Annotated in this window: 14 protein-coding genes and 6 pseudogenes; 7 read left to right on the top strand and 13 right to left on the bottom strand. The window is 53.5% G+C overall.

Translation table 11 applies throughout. From position 1 onward, the window contains the following. Positions 1-5 precede the first annotated feature (5 nt). From QWJ10_RS20810 to QWJ10_RS20765, 10 genes and pseudogenes are all read right to left on the bottom strand, one after another. Positions 6-1,661: a methyl-accepting chemotaxis protein gene (locus QWJ10_RS20810; RefSeq protein WP_019366692.1), complete on the bottom strand. Its 1,656-nt coding sequence runs from the start codon at positions 1,659-1,661 to the stop codon at positions 6-8. An 18-nt stretch (positions 1,662-1,679) separates the two neighbouring features. Next, positions 1,680-2,240, bottom strand: coding sequence for a chemotaxis protein CheW (locus QWJ10_RS20805; protein ID WP_019366691.1), 561 nt, complete (start codon positions 2,238-2,240; stop codon positions 1,680-1,682). Positions 2,241-2,243: 3 nt separating this feature from the next. Beyond that, on the bottom strand, positions 2,244-4,421 hold the full coding sequence (locus tag QWJ10_RS20800) for a methyl-accepting chemotaxis protein (protein ID WP_083848890.1): 2,178 nt from the start codon (positions 4,419-4,421) through the stop codon (positions 2,244-2,246). Between the two features lie 205 nt (positions 4,422-4,626). Next, a pseudogene (locus QWJ10_RS20795) lies at positions 4,627-5,376 on the bottom strand (methyl-accepting chemotaxis protein); the annotation flags it as partial. Between the two features lie 15 nt (positions 5,377-5,391). Next, a pseudogene (locus tag QWJ10_RS20790) lies at positions 5,392-6,921 on the bottom strand (MCP four helix bundle domain-containing protein); the annotation flags it as partial. 32 nt (positions 6,922-6,953) lie between these two features. Next, a complete protein-coding gene (locus QWJ10_RS20785) occupies positions 6,954-9,134 on the bottom strand; it encodes a chemotaxis protein CheA (protein ID WP_197873441.1) in 2,181 nt (726 codons plus the stop codon). A gap of 9 nt (positions 9,135-9,143) precedes the next feature. Then, the gene (locus QWJ10_RS20780; RefSeq protein WP_019366687.1) at positions 9,144-9,461 is read right to left on the bottom strand and encodes an STAS domain-containing protein; all 318 of its coding nucleotides are present in this window, start codon (positions 9,459-9,461) and stop codon (positions 9,144-9,146) included. Between the two features lie 21 nt (positions 9,462-9,482). Further along, entirely contained in the window at positions 9,483-9,857 is a 375-nt protein-coding gene (locus tag QWJ10_RS20775) for a response regulator (protein WP_019366686.1), read from the bottom strand. A 24-nt stretch (positions 9,858-9,881) separates the two neighbouring features. Continuing rightward, complete coding sequence (locus QWJ10_RS20770) at positions 9,882-11,099, bottom strand: methyl-accepting chemotaxis protein (RefSeq protein WP_289929551.1); 1,218 nt, start codon at positions 11,097-11,099, stop codon at positions 9,882-9,884. A 234-nt stretch (positions 11,100-11,333) separates the two neighbouring features. Continuing rightward, positions 11,334-11,675 (bottom strand): annotated as a pseudogene (locus tag QWJ10_RS20765) (low affinity iron permease family protein). 170 nt (positions 11,676-11,845) lie between these two features. Here QWJ10_RS20765 and QWJ10_RS20760 point away from each other — a divergent pair. From QWJ10_RS20760 to QWJ10_RS20750, 3 genes are all read left to right on the top strand, one after another. Further along, entirely contained in the window at positions 11,846-12,367 is a 522-nt protein-coding gene (locus QWJ10_RS20760) for a hypothetical protein (protein ID WP_289929550.1), read from the top strand. 9 nt (positions 12,368-12,376) lie between these two features. Then, positions 12,377-12,823 carry a YetF domain-containing protein gene (locus QWJ10_RS20755; protein WP_289929549.1) on the top strand — a complete coding sequence of 149 codons (447 nt, stop codon included), beginning with the start codon at positions 12,377-12,379 and terminating at the stop codon, positions 12,821-12,823. Positions 12,824-12,963: 140 nt separating this feature from the next. Beyond that, complete coding sequence (locus QWJ10_RS20750) at positions 12,964-13,395, top strand: DUF3597 domain-containing protein (RefSeq protein WP_010798861.1); 432 nt, start codon at positions 12,964-12,966, stop codon at positions 13,393-13,395. Between the two features lie 137 nt (positions 13,396-13,532). Here the strand turns inward: QWJ10_RS20750 and QWJ10_RS20745 are convergent, their stop codons facing one another. Continuing rightward, positions 13,533-13,727, bottom strand: coding sequence for a zinc ribbon domain-containing protein (locus QWJ10_RS20745; protein WP_289929633.1), 195 nt, complete (start codon positions 13,725-13,727; stop codon positions 13,533-13,535). A gap of 26 nt (positions 13,728-13,753) precedes the next feature. Here QWJ10_RS20745 and tnpA point away from each other — a divergent pair. The 3 genes and pseudogenes from tnpA to QWJ10_RS20730 form a co-directional block, all read left to right on the top strand. After that, a pseudogene (gene tnpA / locus QWJ10_RS20740) lies at positions 13,754-14,022 on the top strand (IS200/IS605 family transposase); the annotation flags it as partial. A gap of 513 nt (positions 14,023-14,535) precedes the next feature. Further along, the gene (locus QWJ10_RS20735; RefSeq protein WP_289929548.1) at positions 14,536-14,799 is read left to right on the top strand and encodes a CHASE3 domain-containing protein; all 264 of its coding nucleotides are present in this window, start codon (positions 14,536-14,538) and stop codon (positions 14,797-14,799) included. Next, a pseudogene (locus QWJ10_RS20730) lies at positions 14,711-16,212 on the top strand (diguanylate cyclase). Before QWJ10_RS20735 ends, QWJ10_RS20730 begins: the two are co-directional and overlap by 89 nt. A gap of 324 nt (positions 16,213-16,536) precedes the next feature. Here QWJ10_RS20730 and QWJ10_RS20720 read toward each other — a convergent pair. After that, on the bottom strand, positions 16,537-18,051 hold the full coding sequence (locus tag QWJ10_RS20720; RefSeq protein ID WP_289929545.1) for a sensor domain-containing diguanylate cyclase: 1,515 nt from the start codon (positions 18,049-18,051) through the stop codon (positions 16,537-16,539). Positions 18,052-18,270: 219 nt separating this feature from the next. On the opposite strand from QWJ10_RS20720, the gene QWJ10_RS20715 reads away from it, so the two are divergent. Next, positions 18,271-19,122 (top strand): MHYT domain-containing protein, encoded by an 852-nt coding sequence (locus QWJ10_RS20715; RefSeq protein ID WP_289929544.1) that lies wholly within the window; start codon positions 18,271-18,273, stop codon positions 19,120-19,122. Between the two features lie 235 nt (positions 19,123-19,357). Here the strand turns inward: QWJ10_RS20715 and QWJ10_RS20710 are convergent. Beyond that, positions 19,358-19,854: pseudogene (locus QWJ10_RS20710) on the bottom strand (glycoside hydrolase family 5 protein); the annotation flags it as partial.

Below are 19,854 nucleotides of genomic sequence, written 5' to 3'. Positions count from 1 at the left end.
GGGCGTTAATCCTTGAAGCGTACAAAACCAGCCGGTACGCCAGCCAATTGACCGGCGGCAGGGCTGTAGTCACGCGCTGGCGTTGCTGCCTTGCGAGTCGGTACAGCCGCTGGTGGTTGGCTGCGCGGAGCTTCACTGGAAGAAACACTCCCGTTGTGAGCCAGGGTAAAGAACTCCATCAGCTGTTGAAGCTGTTCGGCCTGACCACTCATTTCTTCGGAGGTCGCAGCCAGCTCTTCCGAGGCAGAAGCGTTCTGCTGAGTGATTTGGCTCAATTGACTCATCGCCGTGTTGATCTGGCCTACACCTGAGGTTTGCTCTTCGGATGCGGCCGCAATCTCCTGTACCAGATCGGACGTCTTGCCGATCGAGGGTACGATTTCGTCCAGCAACGTACCGGCACGCTCAGCCAAGGCCACGCTTGTTTTGGCTACATTGCCAATTTCCTGGGCTGCAATCTGGCTACGCTCGGCCAGCTTGCGTACTTCAGCTGCCACAACCGCAAAGCCCTTGCCATGCTCACCGGCACGTGCGGCTTCGATCGCCGCGTTCAAGGCCAACAGGTTGGTCTGATAGGCGATGTCGTCCACGATGCCAATCTTGTCGGCAATGGTCTTCATGGCTGCGACTGTGTCCTTCACGGCCTTGCCACCTTCGGCTGCTTCCTGGGCGGCCTTGCTGGCCATGCCGTCGGTAACCTTGGCGTTCTCGGTATTCTGGCCGATAGAGGCAGACATCTGCTCCATGGACGCGCTGGTTTCTTCAACCGATGCGGCCTGTTCAGAAGACGCTTGACTCATGCTTTGTGCTGTAGCGGAAACCTGCTCTGAGGCACTAGACAGCGCATCGGCAGAGCCCCGCACTTCACTAATAATATAAGCCAGTTTGTCTGTCATGCCTTTGATAGCCGCGAGCATGCTAGTGGTATCACCAGGCTTGGTCACAACATTGACGCTCAGGTCACCTGCAGCAACGCGGCTAACAACTTCAGCAGCATAGGCCGGTTCGCCACCTAATTGCTTGATGAGACTGCGGGCGATGATGAAACCAAGAAGAGTAGCTATTACTAATGCCACTGCACCTATAGAAATCATCAGGAGGCGAGCAGACTCATATGCCTGGGTTGCCTCTGCTCCCGCTGAATCCATTTGCTCTTTCATGAATTTGTTCAGCGCACTTAACGTCTCAATATAAGCGTTATTGGCTGGGGCAAACTCTTTGAGCATGTAATCAACAGCCCGGCTATGGTCTTGGTCTACTAAGGTATAGAACGGCTCGTACTTGGCCTGCAATGCCGTACGCTTGCTGGATAATTCCTTAAAAAGCTCTTTGCCTTTTTCGGAATAGATAGAGGCCTCAAGTTTACTGATGAGCTCGGAGTTAGCGCTGCGATTTTTAGTGACTTGATCTTTGAATTCCTGCCGCTTGGCTACATCGTCTACAAGCAGCATGTTGCGTAAAAGGCGGCCGTTATCAAGCGTTCCGCGCACAAGAGCATTGGTCATCTCCGTTTTCGGAAAACGATCTAATGACATAGTGTCCGTTGAGGCTTTCATGGCCGCCATGTTGACGACGCCCACTAGAATAACGATGACAAGCAGAGCGACGACTGTGCCAAAGCCCAAGGCAAGCTTGGTGGTAACGCGCATGTTTCTAAACATGGCTATGACTCCGAAAGGTTACAACGAGCGCTGCGGAAGCGCTGCACGCGCGCTGCCGAAGGCCATAGCGGTTTCTGGGGTTTTGACGAGTCCTGCGATTTCGCTGATGGACAGCACTTGGCTGACGTTCAGCAGTACCACGAACTCGTCCTTGATCTTGGCAATGCCCTGAATGAAGTCAGTCCGGATGCGGCTGCCGAAAGCCGGAGTCGGACGGACATGCTCCAGAGGTATTTCAAGCACTTCACTTACAGCATCAACCACCACACCAATGACTTGGGGTTGTTCGTCATCTACAGTCTCGAGGATGACGACGCAGGTCCGCGATGTAACAGCCGTACGAGTGCCTCCGAACCGTGCTTCCAGATCAATGACTGGCACGACGGCGCCGCGCAGGTTGATTACTCCGCAGATAAACGCTGGCATCAGCGGAACGACAGTAAGCTGGCCGTATTCAATAATCTCCCGTACGCACAGCGTATCCACGGCAAAGGTCTCACCGTTTACTACAAAGGTCAGGTGTTGACGCTCGGCTTCACCGTTTGAAGAGAGCAACGCAGTAGTCACATCGGTACTCATGTCTTATTCCTCGAACCGGACGAATCCTTCCGGTGACGAGCCTGTACGAAGTGGACGTTGCGCCATGACCCGCTCCCTGCTATGGCTCGGCTTGCTAGAAACCGGCCTTACATGATCGATGGCGCGCTGCAGATCAGCTGCGGCACGATGGGCTGAGAAGAAGCTCATCAGTTGCTGCAGTTTTTCTGCTTGGCTACTCATTTCTTCGGCCGTTGCCGCCAATTCTTCAGAGGCTGAAGCATTTTGTTGCGTAATTTGATTGAGCTGACCCATTGCGGAGTTGATTTGGCCTACACCTGAGGTTTGCTCTTCGGATGCAGCAGCGATTTCCTGTACCAAGTCGGAAGTCTTGGTAATCGACGGAACGATCTGATCCAGCAACGTACCGGCACGCTCGGCCAAGGCAACGCTGCCCTTGGCCACGTTGCCAATTTCCTGAGCGGCAACCTGGCTACGCTCGGCCAGCTTACGCACTTCCGCTGCTACAACGGCAAAGCCCTTGCCATGCTCACCGGCACGTGCGGCTTCAATCGCAGCGTTCAAGGCCAGCAGGTTGGTCTGGTAGGCAATGTCGTCCACAATGCCGATCTTCTCGGCAATGCTTTGCATAGCAGAAGTGGTCTCACGAACCGCCTGACCACCCTCAACGGCTTCTTTAGCAGCCTTGCTGGCCATGCCATCGGTAACCTTGGCGTTTTCGGTATTCTGAGCAATGGAGGCGGACATCTGCTCCATGGACGCGCTGGTTTCCTCAACCGATGCGGCCTGCTCAGAGGACGCCTGGCTCATGCTTTGCGCAGTTGCTGAAATCTCTTCCGATGCGCTGGCCAATGCATCGGCCGAATCACGCACATCCATGATGATCTGGGACAGCTTGCTGACGGTGCTGTTGACCGACTGCTTGAGTTCCAAGAGCTGACCTTGGTAATCGCCTTGAATCGTACGGCCTAGGTTGCCGTTTGACAGCGCCCCCATGACGTCCATAGCTTCGCTTAGTGGTGCAACGATGGCGTCCAATGTGCCATTGACGCCTTCGATGATCCGGCGGAAGTCACCCTGGTGCTGGGAAGCGTCGGCTCGCTCATCAAGCTGACCAGCTATTGCCGCCTGACTAAGTTGCTGGGTATCGGTAATCAGTGCCTTGATGTTGGCACGCACCTGCTCAATGTTATCGTTAATGAATGCTTTCTTGCCCGGCAAGCGGGCCAGAGGCGCGTCCAGGTTGCCTTCACCAAAGCCTTTTACGCAGGCCATTGCACTACGCTGGTCATCGATATGGCCCTTGACCATATCGTTCACGCCTTGCGCCATTGTGCGGTAGCTACCCTCGAAGCGATCAGCCGGAATGAAGGTATCGGTCTCGCCCTTGTCGTGCTCGGTGGACATGCGATTCATTTCATTGAGCAGGCCGCGTAAGGTTTCCACCATACGGCTCATTGCCGCCATGAGGCTGGTAGAGTCGCCTGCTTTCAAGGCAATCTCATTAGGCAGGTCACCGGCCGCAACACGATTGGCCATGGCTGCAACGTCGGCGGGTTCGCCACCTAACTGCCGAAGCAGGCTGCGGGTAATGACAAAGCCGATCAGGCCTACGGTTGCCAATGTAGCCAGCGCAATTATGATAGAGATAAGAGTGGCAGTTCCTTTCAGGCTTACTGCGGTCGCGGCGCCTTCCTTACCGAGTTGCTCATTGAATCTGACGTGAGCATCAAGTGCCTGGCTAACTTTTTCAATGACTTGAAGATTTTCCAAGAGCATTGATTTAGCTTCCTCAGTACGGTTTTCCCGTGACAAGGGCAGCACCTTGTTTTCTAGTTCTCTCAGTCCTTTTAACGCTTCACGATCGCTAGCCAGCAGCTGACGGTCCTGATCGTTTGACAGTAGGGTTTCATAGTGCTTCAAACTCTGGTCAATATCCGTGCGAATAGACGCCAGTGTCTCATCGACTTGCGCCATTTGAGCCGCGTCAGTGCTCAATATGTGCACGTAAAAACTCTTGATGGAGCTATCAACGCTCCGGCTAATCTCATTGATCGCCAATAGGCTAGGCACTGTATTGTCATTGCCATAGTTAGCCGCCTGGAATACACGGTCGATCTGGTACTGACCTGTCCCTGCCAATAGCACAATGCCAAGCAGGGCTGAGAACACCAGAAGAAGCATTTTCTTTGAAACAGTCATGATCAGCCTCACAGGTAAGCCTCTGGCCAACCTGGGTTAAATATCTTGATAGAAGAGCGCCTGCGGAAGATGCAGGCGCCCTGTATGATCATCAGCTCTGGAAGCGGATAAAGCCTTCCGGTAACGCGCCAGATGCCATTGCAGCATGCGGATGAGCCTGAGCTTTGTTGCGTACCTGCTCCATGAGCGGACGGGTATGGTCTAACGCACGTTGAAGGTCTGCCGTAGCCGTGTGGCCATTGCTGCTGAAGAAGCTCATCAGACGCTGCAGTTGTTCAGCCTGACTGCTCATTTCTTCGGCTGTAGCGGCCAATTCTTCAGAGGCTGAAGCATTTTGTTGCGTAATTTGGCTCAACTGGCCCATGGCTGCATTGATCTGGCTGACACCTGAGCTCTGCTCCTCTGATGCGGCGGCGATTTCCTGTACAAGATCAGACGTTCTGCCAATGGAGGGCACAATTTCGTCCAGTAACGTACCGGCACGTTCGGCAAGGTCTACGCTGCCCTTGGCGACGTTGCCAATTTCCTGAGCGGCAACTTGGCTACGCTCGGCCAGCTTGCGCACTTCAGCCGCCACAACCGCAAAGCCCTTACCATGCTCACCGGCACGTGCCGCTTCAATCGCCGCGTTCAAGGCCAGCAGGTTGGTCTGGTAGGCGATGTCGTCCACGATGCCAATCTTGTCGGCGATGGTCTTCATGGCTGCAACTGTGTCTTTTACGGCCTTGCCACCTTCGGTGGCTTCCTGGGCGGCCTTGCTGGCCATACCGTCGGTTACCTTGGCGTTTTCGGTATTCTGAGCAATGGAGGCGGACATCTGCTCCATAGACGCGCTGGTCTCTTCAACCGATGCCGCTTGCTCTGTCGAGGCCTGGCTCATGCACTGGGCAGTTGCTGAAATTTCTTCTGACGCACTTGCCAGTGCATCGGCCGAATCGCGAACGTCCGTGATGATCTGGTTCAGCTTGCCAACGGTGCTGTTGATGGATTGCTTGAGTTCCAGCAACTGACCTTGGTAGTTACCTTGTACCGTGCGGCTGAGGTCACCTTGGGCAAGGCCGGCCATAACGCTCATGGCCTCATTAACGGGGCTGACAATCGCATCGAGCGTCCCGTTGATGCCTTCAACGATACGGCGGAAATCACCCTTATGCTGACCAGCCTCGGCGCGGGTTGCCAACTGGCCTGCCATGGCTGCACTGCTGAGCGCGCTGGCATCATCTACCAGCCGCTGGATATTGGCCCGTACCTGCTCGATATTGTCGTTGATTATTGCCTTTTTGCCTGGGAAGCGCTCCAGCGGTGCAGAAAGATCACCTTCGCCAAAAGCCTGTACACACGCCATGGCCTTGCGTTGCACCTCAAGGTGGCCATCGACCATCGTGTTGATGCCTTCCGCCAGCGCCTGATAAGAGCCGCTAAAACGGGCTGCTTCGATGAAGACGTCGATGTCACCTTTGTCATGAGCACGGGACATGCGCTGCATTTCATTGACCAGCTGCATGATGTTTGCACGTACCTGCTCGATGTTATCGTTGATCACCGCCTTCTTGCCGGGGAAGCGCTCAAGAGAGGCGTCCAGATTGCCTTCGCCAAAGGCCTTTACGCATGCCATAGCTTTCTGCTGGACTTCGAGATGGCTAGACACCATGGTGTTCACGCCTTGCGCCATAGTGCGGTAGCTGCCCTCGAAGCGGTCAGCGGGAATGAAAACATCTATATCCCCTTTGTCGTGCTCCTTGGACATGTGATTCATCTCGTTGAGCAGATTGCGTAACGTACCTACCATGCGACTCATGGCCGCCATGAGGCTAGTTGTATCGCTTGCCTTGACTACAATGTCATCCGGCAGATCGCCCTTAGCCACGCGATTGGCTACGGCTACGACTTTTTGCAGGCTGCGGATGATGACGAAACCAATAAAGCCGATAGCAAGCAGAGTCACCAGGGCGATAACAATGGATGTAATTGTTGCATTGGTCTTGATGCTGGCTGCCAGCTGAGCACTTTGTTCACCCAGGCGCTGATTGAACTCACGATGAGTACCCAAGGCTTCGGCCAGCTTGGTGAAAACCGGACGGTTAGCCATCAGTATTTCCCTGGCTTGATCCAGTTGTCCCTGCTGGGAGAGCAGAAGCAATTTATCCTGAAGGGCGAACAGGGCACCGATGGCTTCACGGTCCTGCTCCAGCAGACGACGATCCTCATCGTTGGCTAGGAGGTTTTCATAGTTTTTCAGAGCACCTTGGACCTTGTTCTGCAGGTCATGGACTTCTTGAGCCAGCTGCCCTTTTTCAAGGGCATCGTTGCTCTGTAAGTGAAGGAACATAGCTCTTACAGACTTATTGGTAGGATCGTTGACCGCTGCGATAGCCAATAAGCTCGGCACTGCGTTCTCGTTGCCGAAGTTTGCTGCCTCGAATACCCGGCTGATCTGGTACTGCGCAGCGCCGGCCAGGACCAGAATGCCTAGTAATGCAGAGACTACCAGCAGCACCATTTTTTTCGTTTCGTTCATGATAGCTGTCTCAATCAGGAATTGATGGTCATGGCGGCGCTGGAAGCGGCCTGCCTTTGTGTAATTGTGCCGATCATTCCCGGCACACTGAGGATCAACGCCACGGCACCACTACCCAATATGGTGAAGCCGCCCAAGGCGCGGTTGTTATCGAAAATCTTGCCGAGTGGCTTGATAACGGTCTGAAACTCACCCATGAGCTGATCTACGACCAAGCCGGCACGACTACCTGCGTAGTTCACGACAACCACGTTTTCACGGCGTGGCGGTTCATCTTCAACGGCAAACAATTCACGTAGTCGGATGAAGGGCAGGGCATCGCCCCGTAAATCGATGTAATCGCTCGTACTTTGTCTGGCCGCAGAGGACTGATCGCTGGTCAGCTCAATGCATTCCTCAACCATGTCCAGTGGAACCACATAGGTGGCTTTGCCAACGCCAATCAGGAAGCCATCAATAATGGCCAGTGTCAGGGGCAGGCGGATACTAATCGTAGTGCCTATGCCTTCAACGCTGTCCAGATCCACTGTGCCACGTAGAGCCGTGATATTTTTCTTTACCACGTCCATCCCAACGCCACGACCGGACAGGTTGCTGACTTGCTCGGCGGTAGAAAAGCCAGGCTCGAAAATCAGGTTGAAGATTTCCTTGTCAGTCAGGCTCTGGTTGTCGCTGACGAGTCCGCGCTCTATGGCTTTGCGTAGGATGCGATCTTTGTTAAGACCACCACCGTCGTCCGATACCTCGATGACAATGCTGCTGGACTCGTGATACGCATTCAGGCGCACCGTACCCTGAGCAGGCTTGCCACGCTCGAGGCGAACAGGGGCCGGCTCAATACCATGATCCATGGAGTTGCGAATAAGATGGGTCAGCGGATCGCCGATCTTCTCGACTACGGTCTTGTCCAGTTCGGTGTCACCACCGCTGATTTCCAGAACGATGTCCTTACCCAGCTCTTTGGACACATCACGCACGACGCGCTGGAAGCGGTTAAATGTCGTGCCGATTTGTACCATTCGCAGGGTCAAGGCTGAATCACGTACCTCTTCCACCAAGCGCGACAGTACGCCAGTAGACTCTACCAGTTGGGCAACGCCACTTTGCTGAGCGGCTAGTTGGGTACCGGCCCCTGCAATAATCAGCTCACCGATCAGGTTAATAAGCTGATCAAGCTTGTTGGCATCCACTCGAATCAGGTTACCTTCAGCTGTCCGGTTGTCCTTGACCTGCTTTTGCTTCTGCAGCGCAGCGGTCACGACTTGTGGTTGGACATTCTTCTCATTGATCAGTACCTGACCAATAGGCGCTGCTTCTGCTTCTGGCTCTGACTGTTTTTGAAGTGCTTTTTCCAGCTCCGATTGTGTCAGCGCACCGCAACGTACCAGCATTTCACCCAGGCGCAGATCTTCTTCCGGTAGCTCGTTGATCAACTGGATATAATCGGCCGTCTTGCTGTTCGGTGGAAAGATACGAATTTGACTGTCTTCACGAACAAATTCGAAGGCACCTTCAATCGTTTCCTTATCGGCATCCGTTGCAAACGCCACTTCAAAACCCAGATAGCTGGTTTCCGGGTCCATTTCGTCAGCCGTAGGAACATGTTCAGTTAGCGTGACGATATGAGTGATCTGCCCGAAGGTATTGAGGTACCGTAAAAACGCTAAGGGATCCATGCCATTGCGTAACACATCGGGACCAAAGCGCAGTGACAGATGCCAATGCTCGCCAGGCTTGTCACTGATCTCACGGGCCACGGGCGCAGCCGCTTCCACAATCGAGGTCGGTACGGCATTGCCAGACAGATACTGGCTCAAGGTCTCGACCAGGGCTGTACCCTGCTTGTGCAGTGCCGGCTCCAATTCATCCAGCGAGCCGCCAGCTTCTACATGCGTAATAAGGGCGTTGAGCTGATCGCATACCTGCAGGAATAGGGCGGCCAACGCATCGTTGAAGGCAAGCTCGCCACTGCGAATGCGATCCAGAACGCTTTCTGCCACATGGGTAAAACTGACGATACCGTCCAGCCCGAACAGGCCTGCTGAACCCTTGATTGTATGGGCAGCACGGAAAATCGCATTGATCAGGTCTGGATCATGCGGGTTCTGCTCGATCTGCAACAGAGCATCTTCCATCTGCTGGAGAAGCTCTTGGCTTTCGGCAATAAAAATCTTTAACACGTCATCGATATTCACGGCGTGGCCTCAAGCGAGATGCGGCTGAATAAGAAGAGGGTCGCCAAAAAAGCTGACTAGCCCGCTTAGCTCAAGCAACTCCACAACCGCAGGGCTGTGATTGCACAGGCTAAGCGAGCAGCCACGCCTGGCTGCTTCCTGTTTTGCAAGGATGAGCAGCTGCAGGCCAGCCGAATCGAATTCATCTACTCCTGCCAGATCAAATTCGACAAGTGCGCTGGCCTTGAGCGGATCGAGCACCTTGGCCTTGCTCTCAGCTGCTGTATAAATAGTCAACGGGCCATCCAGGGCCACACGGTGATGCAGTTCAATAGCGGCTTCGGTCATGGTGACGATCTCGTAGCAGGGTTACGGCAGAATCAGTTTGGAAACAGCCGCCAGCATCTGAGCGGGCTGGAAGGGCTTGACCATCCAGGCTTTGGCGCCTGCGGCCTGACCGGCTGATTTCTTGTCGGCACCCGACTCGGTGGTCAGCATGATGACTGGCGTGAACTTGTAGGCAGGCAGCTTCTTGGCTGCTGTAACAAACGCAATGCCGTCCATATTGGGCATGTTCACGTCGCTGATGATCAGGTGGATCTTGCGGCCGTCTAGCTTGCCCAATGCGTCCTTGCCATCACAGCCCTCGATCACGTCGTAGCCGGCGCCCTTGAGTGTCATGCCGACGACCTGGCGGATCGAAATGGAGTCATCAACGATAAGAACGGTTTTTTTCGTGCTCATAATGGTCTCGAACAGAAGTGTGGCTTAGAAGAAGGTGATATCGGACGAAGCGGCTGAGGCCGGCGTTTTGCCGTGATGGACAGCCAGCTGCTCCGCTGTGGTATAGGTCTTGGCCAGCTCATCAAGCCAGGCTTTGGTGTCGATCGGCTTCAACGCCTCGCCCTGCGCGGCCTGAGTACGCCGGTCAAGCAGGCGCTGTTCCAGCTTGTTCAAATCATTGCGGATATGGCTCAGCATCTGGCTGACGCGATCCTGGAATTGCAGGGCTACCAGGACGTCCGAGATTTCAGCGCCCACGGCTTCACTTTGCTCGCGCAAGGTGTTGCTCTGCTGCACCAGATGACTGGCGTTGGCATTGAACTGGGTGATGACGTTTTCAATGACATTGCCGGAATTTGCCAAAGTTTCAGCATCCTGGCGCGCATACTGCTCGGAGGCATCCAGGGTGCGGCGAATGGCGGCATTAACGGTCTCCACCGTTTCGCTGATCTTTTGTCCGGTGTTGCCTGACAGAGTCGACAAGCTGCGAACTTCATCGGCGACTACCGCAAATCCACGGCCTGCCTCGCCTGCACGTGCAGCTTCGATAGCCGCGTTCAAGGCCAACAGGTTCGTCTGCTTGGCAACATCGGCAACATCCTTGGCCATGGCCTGAAGCTGGCCGGTAAATTCATGCAGTTGCGTGATTTCACGCTGGAGCACTGCCTTGCTTGACAAGGCTTCACGCAGGCCGGTAATGATGCCGTTGAGTTCGTTCTGGCTGGAGGACAGGAGCGCAACAAGCGCCTGAGCACTGCCATCATGGGACCCTTCGACTGACATCTGGATACGTCCTGCCAGCTCAGCAAAGCGATGGGTCAGTTGAGTAACGGCTTCTTCCGTGTGACTACGCGCTGTTTCGATCTGCTGTGCCCACACCGGGAGCACTTCAATACAGATCCCGTCCACAGCACCTTCTTGGGCCTTTTTGCCGGTCATGCCGCGTGCCTCGCTTTGTGAGGCGGAAAGTGCTTTCAGCATCTGCTGCTGACGCGCCTGGCCCCAGACAGCCAAAAGCCCGGCTGCAATCAGTAGCGCAGCTGCCAGCACCCAGCTCAACAAGGAAGCGTTTCCTGCCCAGACAATTCCGGCTCCGCCAGCTACGCCACACAGCGCAAGCGGAATCCAGACGGTACCTGTCATTGAAGCGTGGTTGGAAGCTCCAGAAATGGAATGATCGAGAGAAACATCAGAGGAAGGCATCAAGCACCACCATTAAGTCGATTGCGCAGAGAACCGCATTGGAGGGGTTATCGTTTTCTACGCTTGAAACTTAATGGCGGTTATAGGATTTATTTACATGTCAATAATGAGGTGATGGTTTAATGCCATTACTAATGGTTGGATTTTTCTTGCTGTGATTGGTTTCACATTATTTTGGGCGTGCTCAGACTTTTCTCGGCCTCCAGGTCCCGACGCTTGAGCGCACTGGCCTCTTTATCCTATCTCCTTATACTTCTTGCGCAGCGCTTTGAGTTCATTTGCGTCGAGGTTTTCCAAGTGGAGCAGGCGATCCGGTGCGCCTTGGGTAACGCGCAAGAATTCGTCGAGCTTGATGTGCAGGGCAACGTTGTCACGGTTCTGTGTGTTCTGGATCAGAAACACCATGAGAAACGTAATGATGGTCGTGGAGGTGTTGATGATCAGCTGCCACGTATCGTTGTAATGAAAGATTGGGCCTGTGACAGCCCAGAGAATGATGCCTGTGACAGCCAGCTGAAACGTGCGGGCCTAGCCTGCCGAATTTGAGAGTTTTGCCGAGAGTTCATTGAATGTCATGGTGCACCCTTAAGGTATTACCTGATGTTGCAGACGTAATGCCTAAGGGCTTGGTTCCTGGCTGCCGTATGCGGTGCTGCGACAGGGGGATGAGGCAAGGCACGGCGTGTGCGCGCAGAACTAATGAGTGTCCCGGCTTTCAACCGTAACAACAGGCCAGGGACGTAAATATGTCAACGCCAGACGATAAGAACGAGTTTTCCAGCCGCCAGTATCCGATCCAAGAAGACCTTTGCGTACAGAAACGGATCTGGATGATCGAGCGTATAGGCTGGTACATGCTATGCGTCATTGTCATCCTGACGTTGCTTGGTCTGTTCTCCAAGGGTCCACTAAGTCATACCGAAATCCAGAGCCCTGATGGCGAACTGATCATTGTCTACGAGCGCTTTGCACGTAATGGTGCATCCATGCCGGTCACCATCAAGGCCAAGGCTGGAGCAGATGGAAAAGCGACCATCCTGCTCGACGGCAGTCTGTTGGACTCATTCAGTGTCGACAGCCTGCAACCCGAGCCAGTCGAATCCCGCAGCTACGGTTCAGGGATGCGCCTTACCTACCTGGCTGATGATCGAGGCTGGGTCCAGACGCACCTGAGTCTTCGGGCACAGGGGGTTGGTCTGTCTCGCAGTGTCGTTTCAACGCTGACTTCAGGGCCCGCCCTGCAACTGACGCAATTCATTTATCCGTAAGGAGCAATCATGGACGCGGTATTACGCGCTGCGGCGGTTTATCTGGTGGTCTTTGTTATCTTCAAGATTGCCGGGCGGCGTACCCTGGCTGAAATCACAACGTTTGATTTTGTGCTACTTCTGATTATTGGCGAGGCGACTCAACAGGCGTTGCTGGGCGATGATTTTTCCGTAACCAACGCAGCGCTCATCATCGTGACCCTGGTAGTCATTGATATCGGGTTATCGCTGGTCAAGGAGCGGTCGCCCAAGCTTGCGCGGTTCATAGACGGGATGCCCATGATCATCGTGGAGAATGGGCAGTTGCTCAAGGCGAGACTGAACAAGGTACGTCTGGCCGAGGAGGACATCCTGGAGGCGGCCCGTACCACGCATGGGCTTGAGCAAATGGATCAGATCAAATATGCGATTCTGGAGAAAAATGGTGCCATCTCCATTATTCCGAAGGAGAAGTAACACCAACAGGAATGAAGATGTTGGGTCTGGTCTCAAACTAATGGCATTTATTTCAAACTAATTCCTCGACACAGCGGTCGGAAGATAGGCAAGCCCTGCACAAGCAGGTCACCGTCTCGATTGATAGATGAGGAGTTTATATGAGCCTATTTGGCAATATCCTGTCCAAGCTTGGTATTGGTAAAGAAGCACACGCTGCCGAACCTACCGCGCAGCAGCCGGGCAGCACTGATGCAGCGGCAGGTACGCCCGCTGGCACGTCATCCTCGTCCACGGATACAGCTACCGGAGCCGCACCACAGGCCATCAGTCAGGTGGATGTGGCTGCCAAGCTCGACGGGCTGGCGGCCAACCATGCCGAAAAGCTCAACTGGAAAACGTCCATCGTCGATCTGCTCAAGCTGCTTGACCTGGACAGCAGCCTGTCTGCTCGTCAGGAGCTCGCCAAAGAACTGAACTGCCCAGCAGACAAACTGCAGGACTCCGCGCAGATGAACATGTGGCTGCACAAAGCTGTACTGCAAAAGCTGGCTGAGAACGGCGGCAACGTACCCGCAGATCTGCTAGACTAGTGTCGCTAGCGAAGCCTTACTGATGAGCGCAGGCAGGTAATGCTGTGATGCTGGGAGTAACCGAACCCAGAAATATCTAGCCTGCGCTCACTACAAGTACGTAATTGCTCATGCCTGCCATTTATATCCTTCCCGGCCTAAAGGACGGGGATTCCCACAGATGGACGCTCATGCCCGAGCGCAAGAATGTTTCTAGCCGCGTTAATATCGCGATCGTGAGCGACACCGCACTCACAGCAGGTCCATTCTTTTATACGCAACCCATTGACGCCCTGCGGTCCTACTAAGGAGCCGCAAGCTGAACAAACGCGGGTGGTGTAGCTTCTCGCCAGAAGGAATTTTCCGGAGTGTCAGCGCGGACTTTGAATCTGAACTCATTGAGCTCAATGGCGGGCCTGACTATGTGCATTTGCTATGCATTATCCGTCGAAGGTAGCGCTCTCGCGACTCGTGAATAGCCCCAAGGGCGTCTCCAGCAGGCGACTGCGGCTGATGTACCCGGAACTCGTGGTGGCTGCGTATTTAAATAACGCCCTATGGAGCCCAAGCTATTTCGCGGGCAACGTGGGCGGGGCGTCGATATCGAACATACGCCAGTACATCGAGCAGCAGAACAGGTCGCATTAGGGCCGCTTCGCGTCCCGCGCTATGCTTCCCACACTAAAAGTACGGAGCATGTTGCGCTTTTTGGTCATTGCTTCACCATCGTTAGGCCAGTGTTCATGCAGGACGATGGTCATATCACGCAGTACTTGCCCATTACTTATCAAAGCCAGCGAGAGGTCTAGGGCGTCACCTAAAGCCAGAGCCAGATATTCTGCTGCTTGTCTGTATAAGGTAACGACACACCTTATTATTGACCTTCAAGAATCTGTATGACCGTCTGTCTGCCACTAGGCTTAAAGGCTGCCGCCAAGCTCAGGTTTTTGAAGGGTTGGTCGATGCTTATGACAATGAACAGACCTGTGATTATGGAGCGAGCTATTTTTATTTCCCTTAGGCCTGCTTTCATAGTTTCTTGGTGAGCGCCTACTCACAAGCTGGCGCTTACTAGAGCAGTACGTTTCTATAGCCTTCTCGTTCCTTTAGGTACGGCTGACTTTGGCTCTGCTCAACCGGATTTGGTAGCAAGGTTAATGTATGGCGTTCAGAAAGGCTCGGCTCAAGCTTGCTGCCGGCAGCGCTTCAGTCATTATGATCCTAACCGCAGCAGTTGCCCCCCTTAACCTGTTTTGGGTCAACGATACGCGCCAAGAGCGTAATGTTGTCCAGATGCAGATAGAAAGTCTCCGTATTGTGCAGGAGCTGGTGGTCGATGCAGAGACTGGCCAGCGTGGTTATGTCATTACCGGTAATGAGGTATTTATTACGGCCCTACTATGTTTCGCTATCCTCCCTGCCTAACGAATTCAAGAGGCTCAAGAGTGTTTACGCTGGCGACGTTCTGGATCAGACAGAAAAAGTAGATGTGCTTATTAAGCATGCTCAGCTGAAGCTCGAAGATCTGGCCAGAACCATCACCCTCAGGCATGAGCAGGGGTACGCTGCAGTAGAGGCCATTATTCGTACCGGTCACGGCAAGGATTTGATGGAGAACGTTCGTAACGTGGTAGGCGAACTCATATTTGGAGAGCAGCAGGAACTGGCAGCGCTTGATAATAAGCTTGGAGAGAAAAGTATAGCGGCAGTAGGCTTTTCTCTAATCAGTACACTCCTGACCATGCTGCTTCTATCCTTTATGTTCAGGTCAATGCGTAACGCTATCCTTGCTCAAGAAAACTCAGCCAATGATGCTCAACTCATCAGCCGAAAGCTTGAGGAGAGCGTCAGAGAACTTAGCCAGCGTAACCTTGAAGTATCTCTCTTGGGAGAGATGTCTCGTACGCTTCAGACTGAGATGACGTTGCAAGAGGGACTGGCAATCAGCTCGCTGTATTGCTCAAAACTGCTGCCAGATACAGTAGGTGCGATCTTTCTCTACCGTAATTCAGCAGACATGTTGGAGCGAGGCGCCACATGGGGCAGCGAGGAGGTCGAGCCACGTATGATGGCTCCCCATGATTGCTGGGCTTTGCGCCGGGGACAAGTGCATTACTGCGAGGAAAGTCATTCTGCATTACGCTGTAATCACTATATGGCAGAGGACCCGTGCAATCATTACTGCCTACCCTTAACCGCTTACGGTGAAGTGCTGGGCCTTTTGTATATCAGCAAGCCCATTAAGGACGGCGCCCTGGTTGATCAAGCGATGAATCTGGCTGAAGCCATCAGCGAGCAGACAGCGCTGGCACTAACCAATGCGAAGCTGAGACAGGTAATGCGTGACCAGTCCGTTAAGGATGCTCTGACCGGCCTCTACAACCGACGCGTCATGGAGGAAAGTCTGGCTTGTGAACTGGCCCGCTCACAACGTAATGGAGCACCTGTTAGCGTAATCATGCTTGATATCGACCATTTCAAGCAGATAAACGATCTCCATGGGCATGCCGGAGGGGATGCAGCCCTGCGCATGACAGCCCAATTATTGAAAAGTCCTTGCGTGCCTCTGATCTAGCCTGCCGGTATGGCGGTGAAGAACTGGTCATGATTTTGCCGGATTGTACAAAGGAAAACGCCGTGGCTCGCGCTCAGCAGGTATGTGAGGCGCTGCGCCAGCTCAATACTCTAGAAGGTGGCCACTCCATTTCCGTTACAGCCTCCTTTGGTGTAGCCACTGCGCCAGAAAACAGCACAGAGCCGGTAGAGCTAATCGGTATGGCTGATAGTGCGATGTATATGGCTAAAAGGGCTGGTCGTGACCGTGTAATAGCAGCTTAGTAGGAGCCTCGCCCTGCTCGCAATCCAGGCCTGTGCTGACTTATTCAAAGCCCAATTATGTTTTTGAAACAAAGTACTCCTGGTCAATATTCGATATCAGCCATTCTTCTATATCTTGCATGCCTCTGGCTTCACGAAAGAGACTATTCATAAGGCCTGCGGCTGCACTACTTCCTGCGTCTACTGCCGCAAATCTCTAACCACTGACTATAACGCGATAAAAGTAAATTCATATCGGCTTCAAGTAGGCTCGCAGATTTTCAGCCGTACCGAATCGAGGGGCAGGAAAACGAGAAATTGCTCTAACGGCTGAGCAAGAGGGTGTTAGATAATATTGGGAATAGGATGGACTCTGTTTCGTCCCAGCTCCTTTGCTGTATACAGATTCATGTCAGCAAAGCCCAGCTCATAGGCCGGATTGTATTCAGAACTGTCTGGAATCACTACATGGTATCCGATACTGGCTGTGACGCGACCCAGAGGAGAGTCCATATGCTCAATGTTTGCCGCCCTGATACCTTCCATGATGGCCGTCGCAATGCCATAAGTACCCGCTTCATCGGTATTAGGCAGCAGGATGACAAGCTCTTCACCACCATAGCGTGCGGCTAAGTCACCTGCGCGGCGAACATTCTGTTTGATGACCTGCGCTACAGCTTGAAGGCACAGATCTCCCATCTGATGGCCATAGCGGTCATTAAATCGTTTGAAATAATCTACGTCGAGCATGATAAGCCCGATCGGGTGAGCCTGACGGCGTCCTCGGTTCAGCTCAACCGGCAGCATGACATCGAAATGGCGTCGGTTGGCTAAACCGGTCAGGCCATCTTCCATTGCCAGCCTTTCAACAGCGTCATAGGCGGCTTTAAGTTCGAGTTGATTTTCCCGGTCCAGTCGCATGTAGCGCAGCACGACCAGCGCCAGGGCAAATAAAACAGCGAGCATGACCATTAGCCCGCCGGTGTAAATCACCACCTCGGTCAGCCAGGGGGCTAACACATCTTTTAAGGAAAATCCAACCTGTACCACCAGCGGATAGCGCTCAAGCGCCTGATATCCCTGGATACGCTTTACGCCGTCTACAACTGAAGTAATTCGAGTAACGCCAAAGCGTCCTTGGTGCAGGTACTTGCTGTATACCTCTCCCTTGGAGAGATTAAGCCGTATGTTATTTTCTGAATTGGGCAACCGTGAGATCACTTCACCGCTACGCAAGGCCTGGACAATGATATCCCCGGCACCCAGTCGGAAGTCAGCATAGTAGGCGTTGAAATACTCGATATTGACGGTAACCAGTACAACGCCGGCAAAACTCTTGTCCGGGTTGTTGATTCGGCGCGAAACAGGGACTACAAGGTCGCCTGTAGATCGGCTGCGCAGGGGTGTACCAATATAAACCCCTCGGTCCCTGAAGGTCTTGTGGTAGATGAAATATTCGCGGTCACTGTTATTGATGCTGGCGGGATAGTCATCCTTATCCGTCACGATCCACTTGCCGTCCTTGTCATAGACGAAAACGCCATGCACCTGGTTCATCTGAGCAACCTGGCGTTTGAAAAACTGCTTCAAACGCGCCACATTTTCATCCGATAGCCCTGCGCCAAAGTTATCCCACTCCAGCCTCTCGACTATGCCATAGCTGGTCAGATCCAGTTCCTCGTAAGTGTCCTGAGCATGCTGCGCAATTGATTTCACCAGATTAGCCGCATTCACCTCAGCAGCATTTAAAGTAGCCTCATAGCTTCTAAAAAGCTGAAGTGACACAACGCTGGTAAGCCCCAGGGTAAAGCACAGGGCAAACACGATGAAGACGCGCCGAAGACGATTGGCCTGGTTCATGGAGATCATTTGTTGTGGGTACCAGTTACGCTTTTCCCTGCGGCGCAGCTTAAGGGGTGGTTCTTGTGTATCGACTACATGGGATATTCATTGACGGCTGTATTTGGCGCATGTGTTGCAGCACATGAGCGTACCGGGATATGGACCTCGGACTACGAGCGTAATTTCAGAAACGACGCAGTCGGCCGTTAAGCTTAGGATCTGAAACCGGGTAACCCTATGCTTACTGGTAGTTATGACCCATTCCTAGTCTTGATCTCTATCATTGTGGCAGTTCTGACCTCCTACACTGCGCTCCAGCTGGCCTCTGCTGTGTTTAATACATCCGGCACTGCTGCGCGGAAATGGCTTGGTTGTGGCTCAGTAGCCATGGGGGTTGGAATCTGGGCAATGCATTTCATTGGCATGCTGGCTTTCAGCCTGCCTATCGAGCTTAGCTACCAAGCCTCGGCCACTGTGCTTTCGTTAGGGCTGGCTATTTTAGCAGCGGCTGTAGCGCTGGGAATCGTCTGCCGTCCAGCGCTGGCGACTCGGCATTTTTTCTGGGGTGGTCTGGTCATGGGCGCCGGGATTGCAGCGATGCATTACACCGGCATGGCTGCAATCAATATGCATCCAGCCATCAGCTACGACCCCATATGGCTAGGCGCCTCCCTGGTCATCGCAGTACTTGCCTCAATCTCGGCGCTGTATGTAGCTTTTCATCTAAAGCGGCCTTTGGCGCATGTCTGGATGCTGCGTTTCGCCGCATCCATTTTTCTCGGCTTTGGCATAGCGGCAATGCATTACACCGGAATGGCAAGCGCACGTTTCCACATGGGAAGCTCTAGCGGGAATATAGATGGCAGTATCGATACCTACTGGCTAAGCGCACTCGTAACGCTGGCCAGCGTCTCGCTACTGGCTATGGCATTAGCTGCCGTAGTGCTCGAGCGGCATACGCGGCGCCAGAAGCTTGCAGACAGGCGAGCCGATATCAAACACTACCTTGCCACCCGGCAGGTTGCACAAGACCCCCTAGAAAGACTACCGCGTTGTCCTGAACCAAAAGAGTTACAGCCCCGGGATTGATCACGCTCATGACTGTCGTTTGATTGTTATAGTGTCTACTCTAAGCATCAGGGGTATCCTAATGGCTCGCGAAGACAGGATTGGATAGGGTCGTACTTGATGTAATGGAGCGGTAGTAGTATCGCTATCAGCCATAGGGTAACGCCAAAAAAAGCCGCCCCTACGGACGGCTTTTTGATTTATAGAGGCTGAAGTCGTTTATTTAGTTAGGCACGACTACCAGTGTTTTAGGATACCCAACCACCGCGCCGTTAACCGCCGCGCCCTCAAGATACACCGCCATCTTTGCACCGACCTGTGCGGAGCTGATCTTTCTGACCTGGCCATCAGCCAAGCGTACCGACGCCCCTACTTTAAAGGCCGCCTTGTTAGCATCATTGGCCGGAATCGAAAAACCAGGCTTCTTGCGATACACGCCGTTTAGCCAGTCCACGTTAGTGATGTTATTAATCTCACTCACCGTGCCTGCTGAAGCCGGTGTAGAGGCCACAGGAGTAGTCGATGCTGCAGGTGTTGTAGCAACAGTTTTTTTCGGACCAATCTCGGTGCAGCTGCTGCTGTCCATGTACTTCTTGAGCGTCGGCCACTGCGGGCGCTCTACACCATTGATAGGCTCAACCGACATGAAATAGTTGCCCCAACCCGGACCTGCCGCCCAGTAGGACGCCGGTACGCAATTCTCTTTCAGGTAGGCCAGCATATTGTCCATCAGGATGTTCCAGCGCGGGTTGT

The sequence above is a fragment of the Pseudomonas sp. WAC2 genome (assembly GCF_030403525.1).
GTDB lineage: Bacteria > Pseudomonadota > Gammaproteobacteria > Pseudomonadales > Pseudomonadaceae > Chryseomonas > Chryseomonas luteola.
Note: the sequence above shows the minus strand (reverse complement) of the source record. Positions and strands in the feature narration are given on the sequence as shown.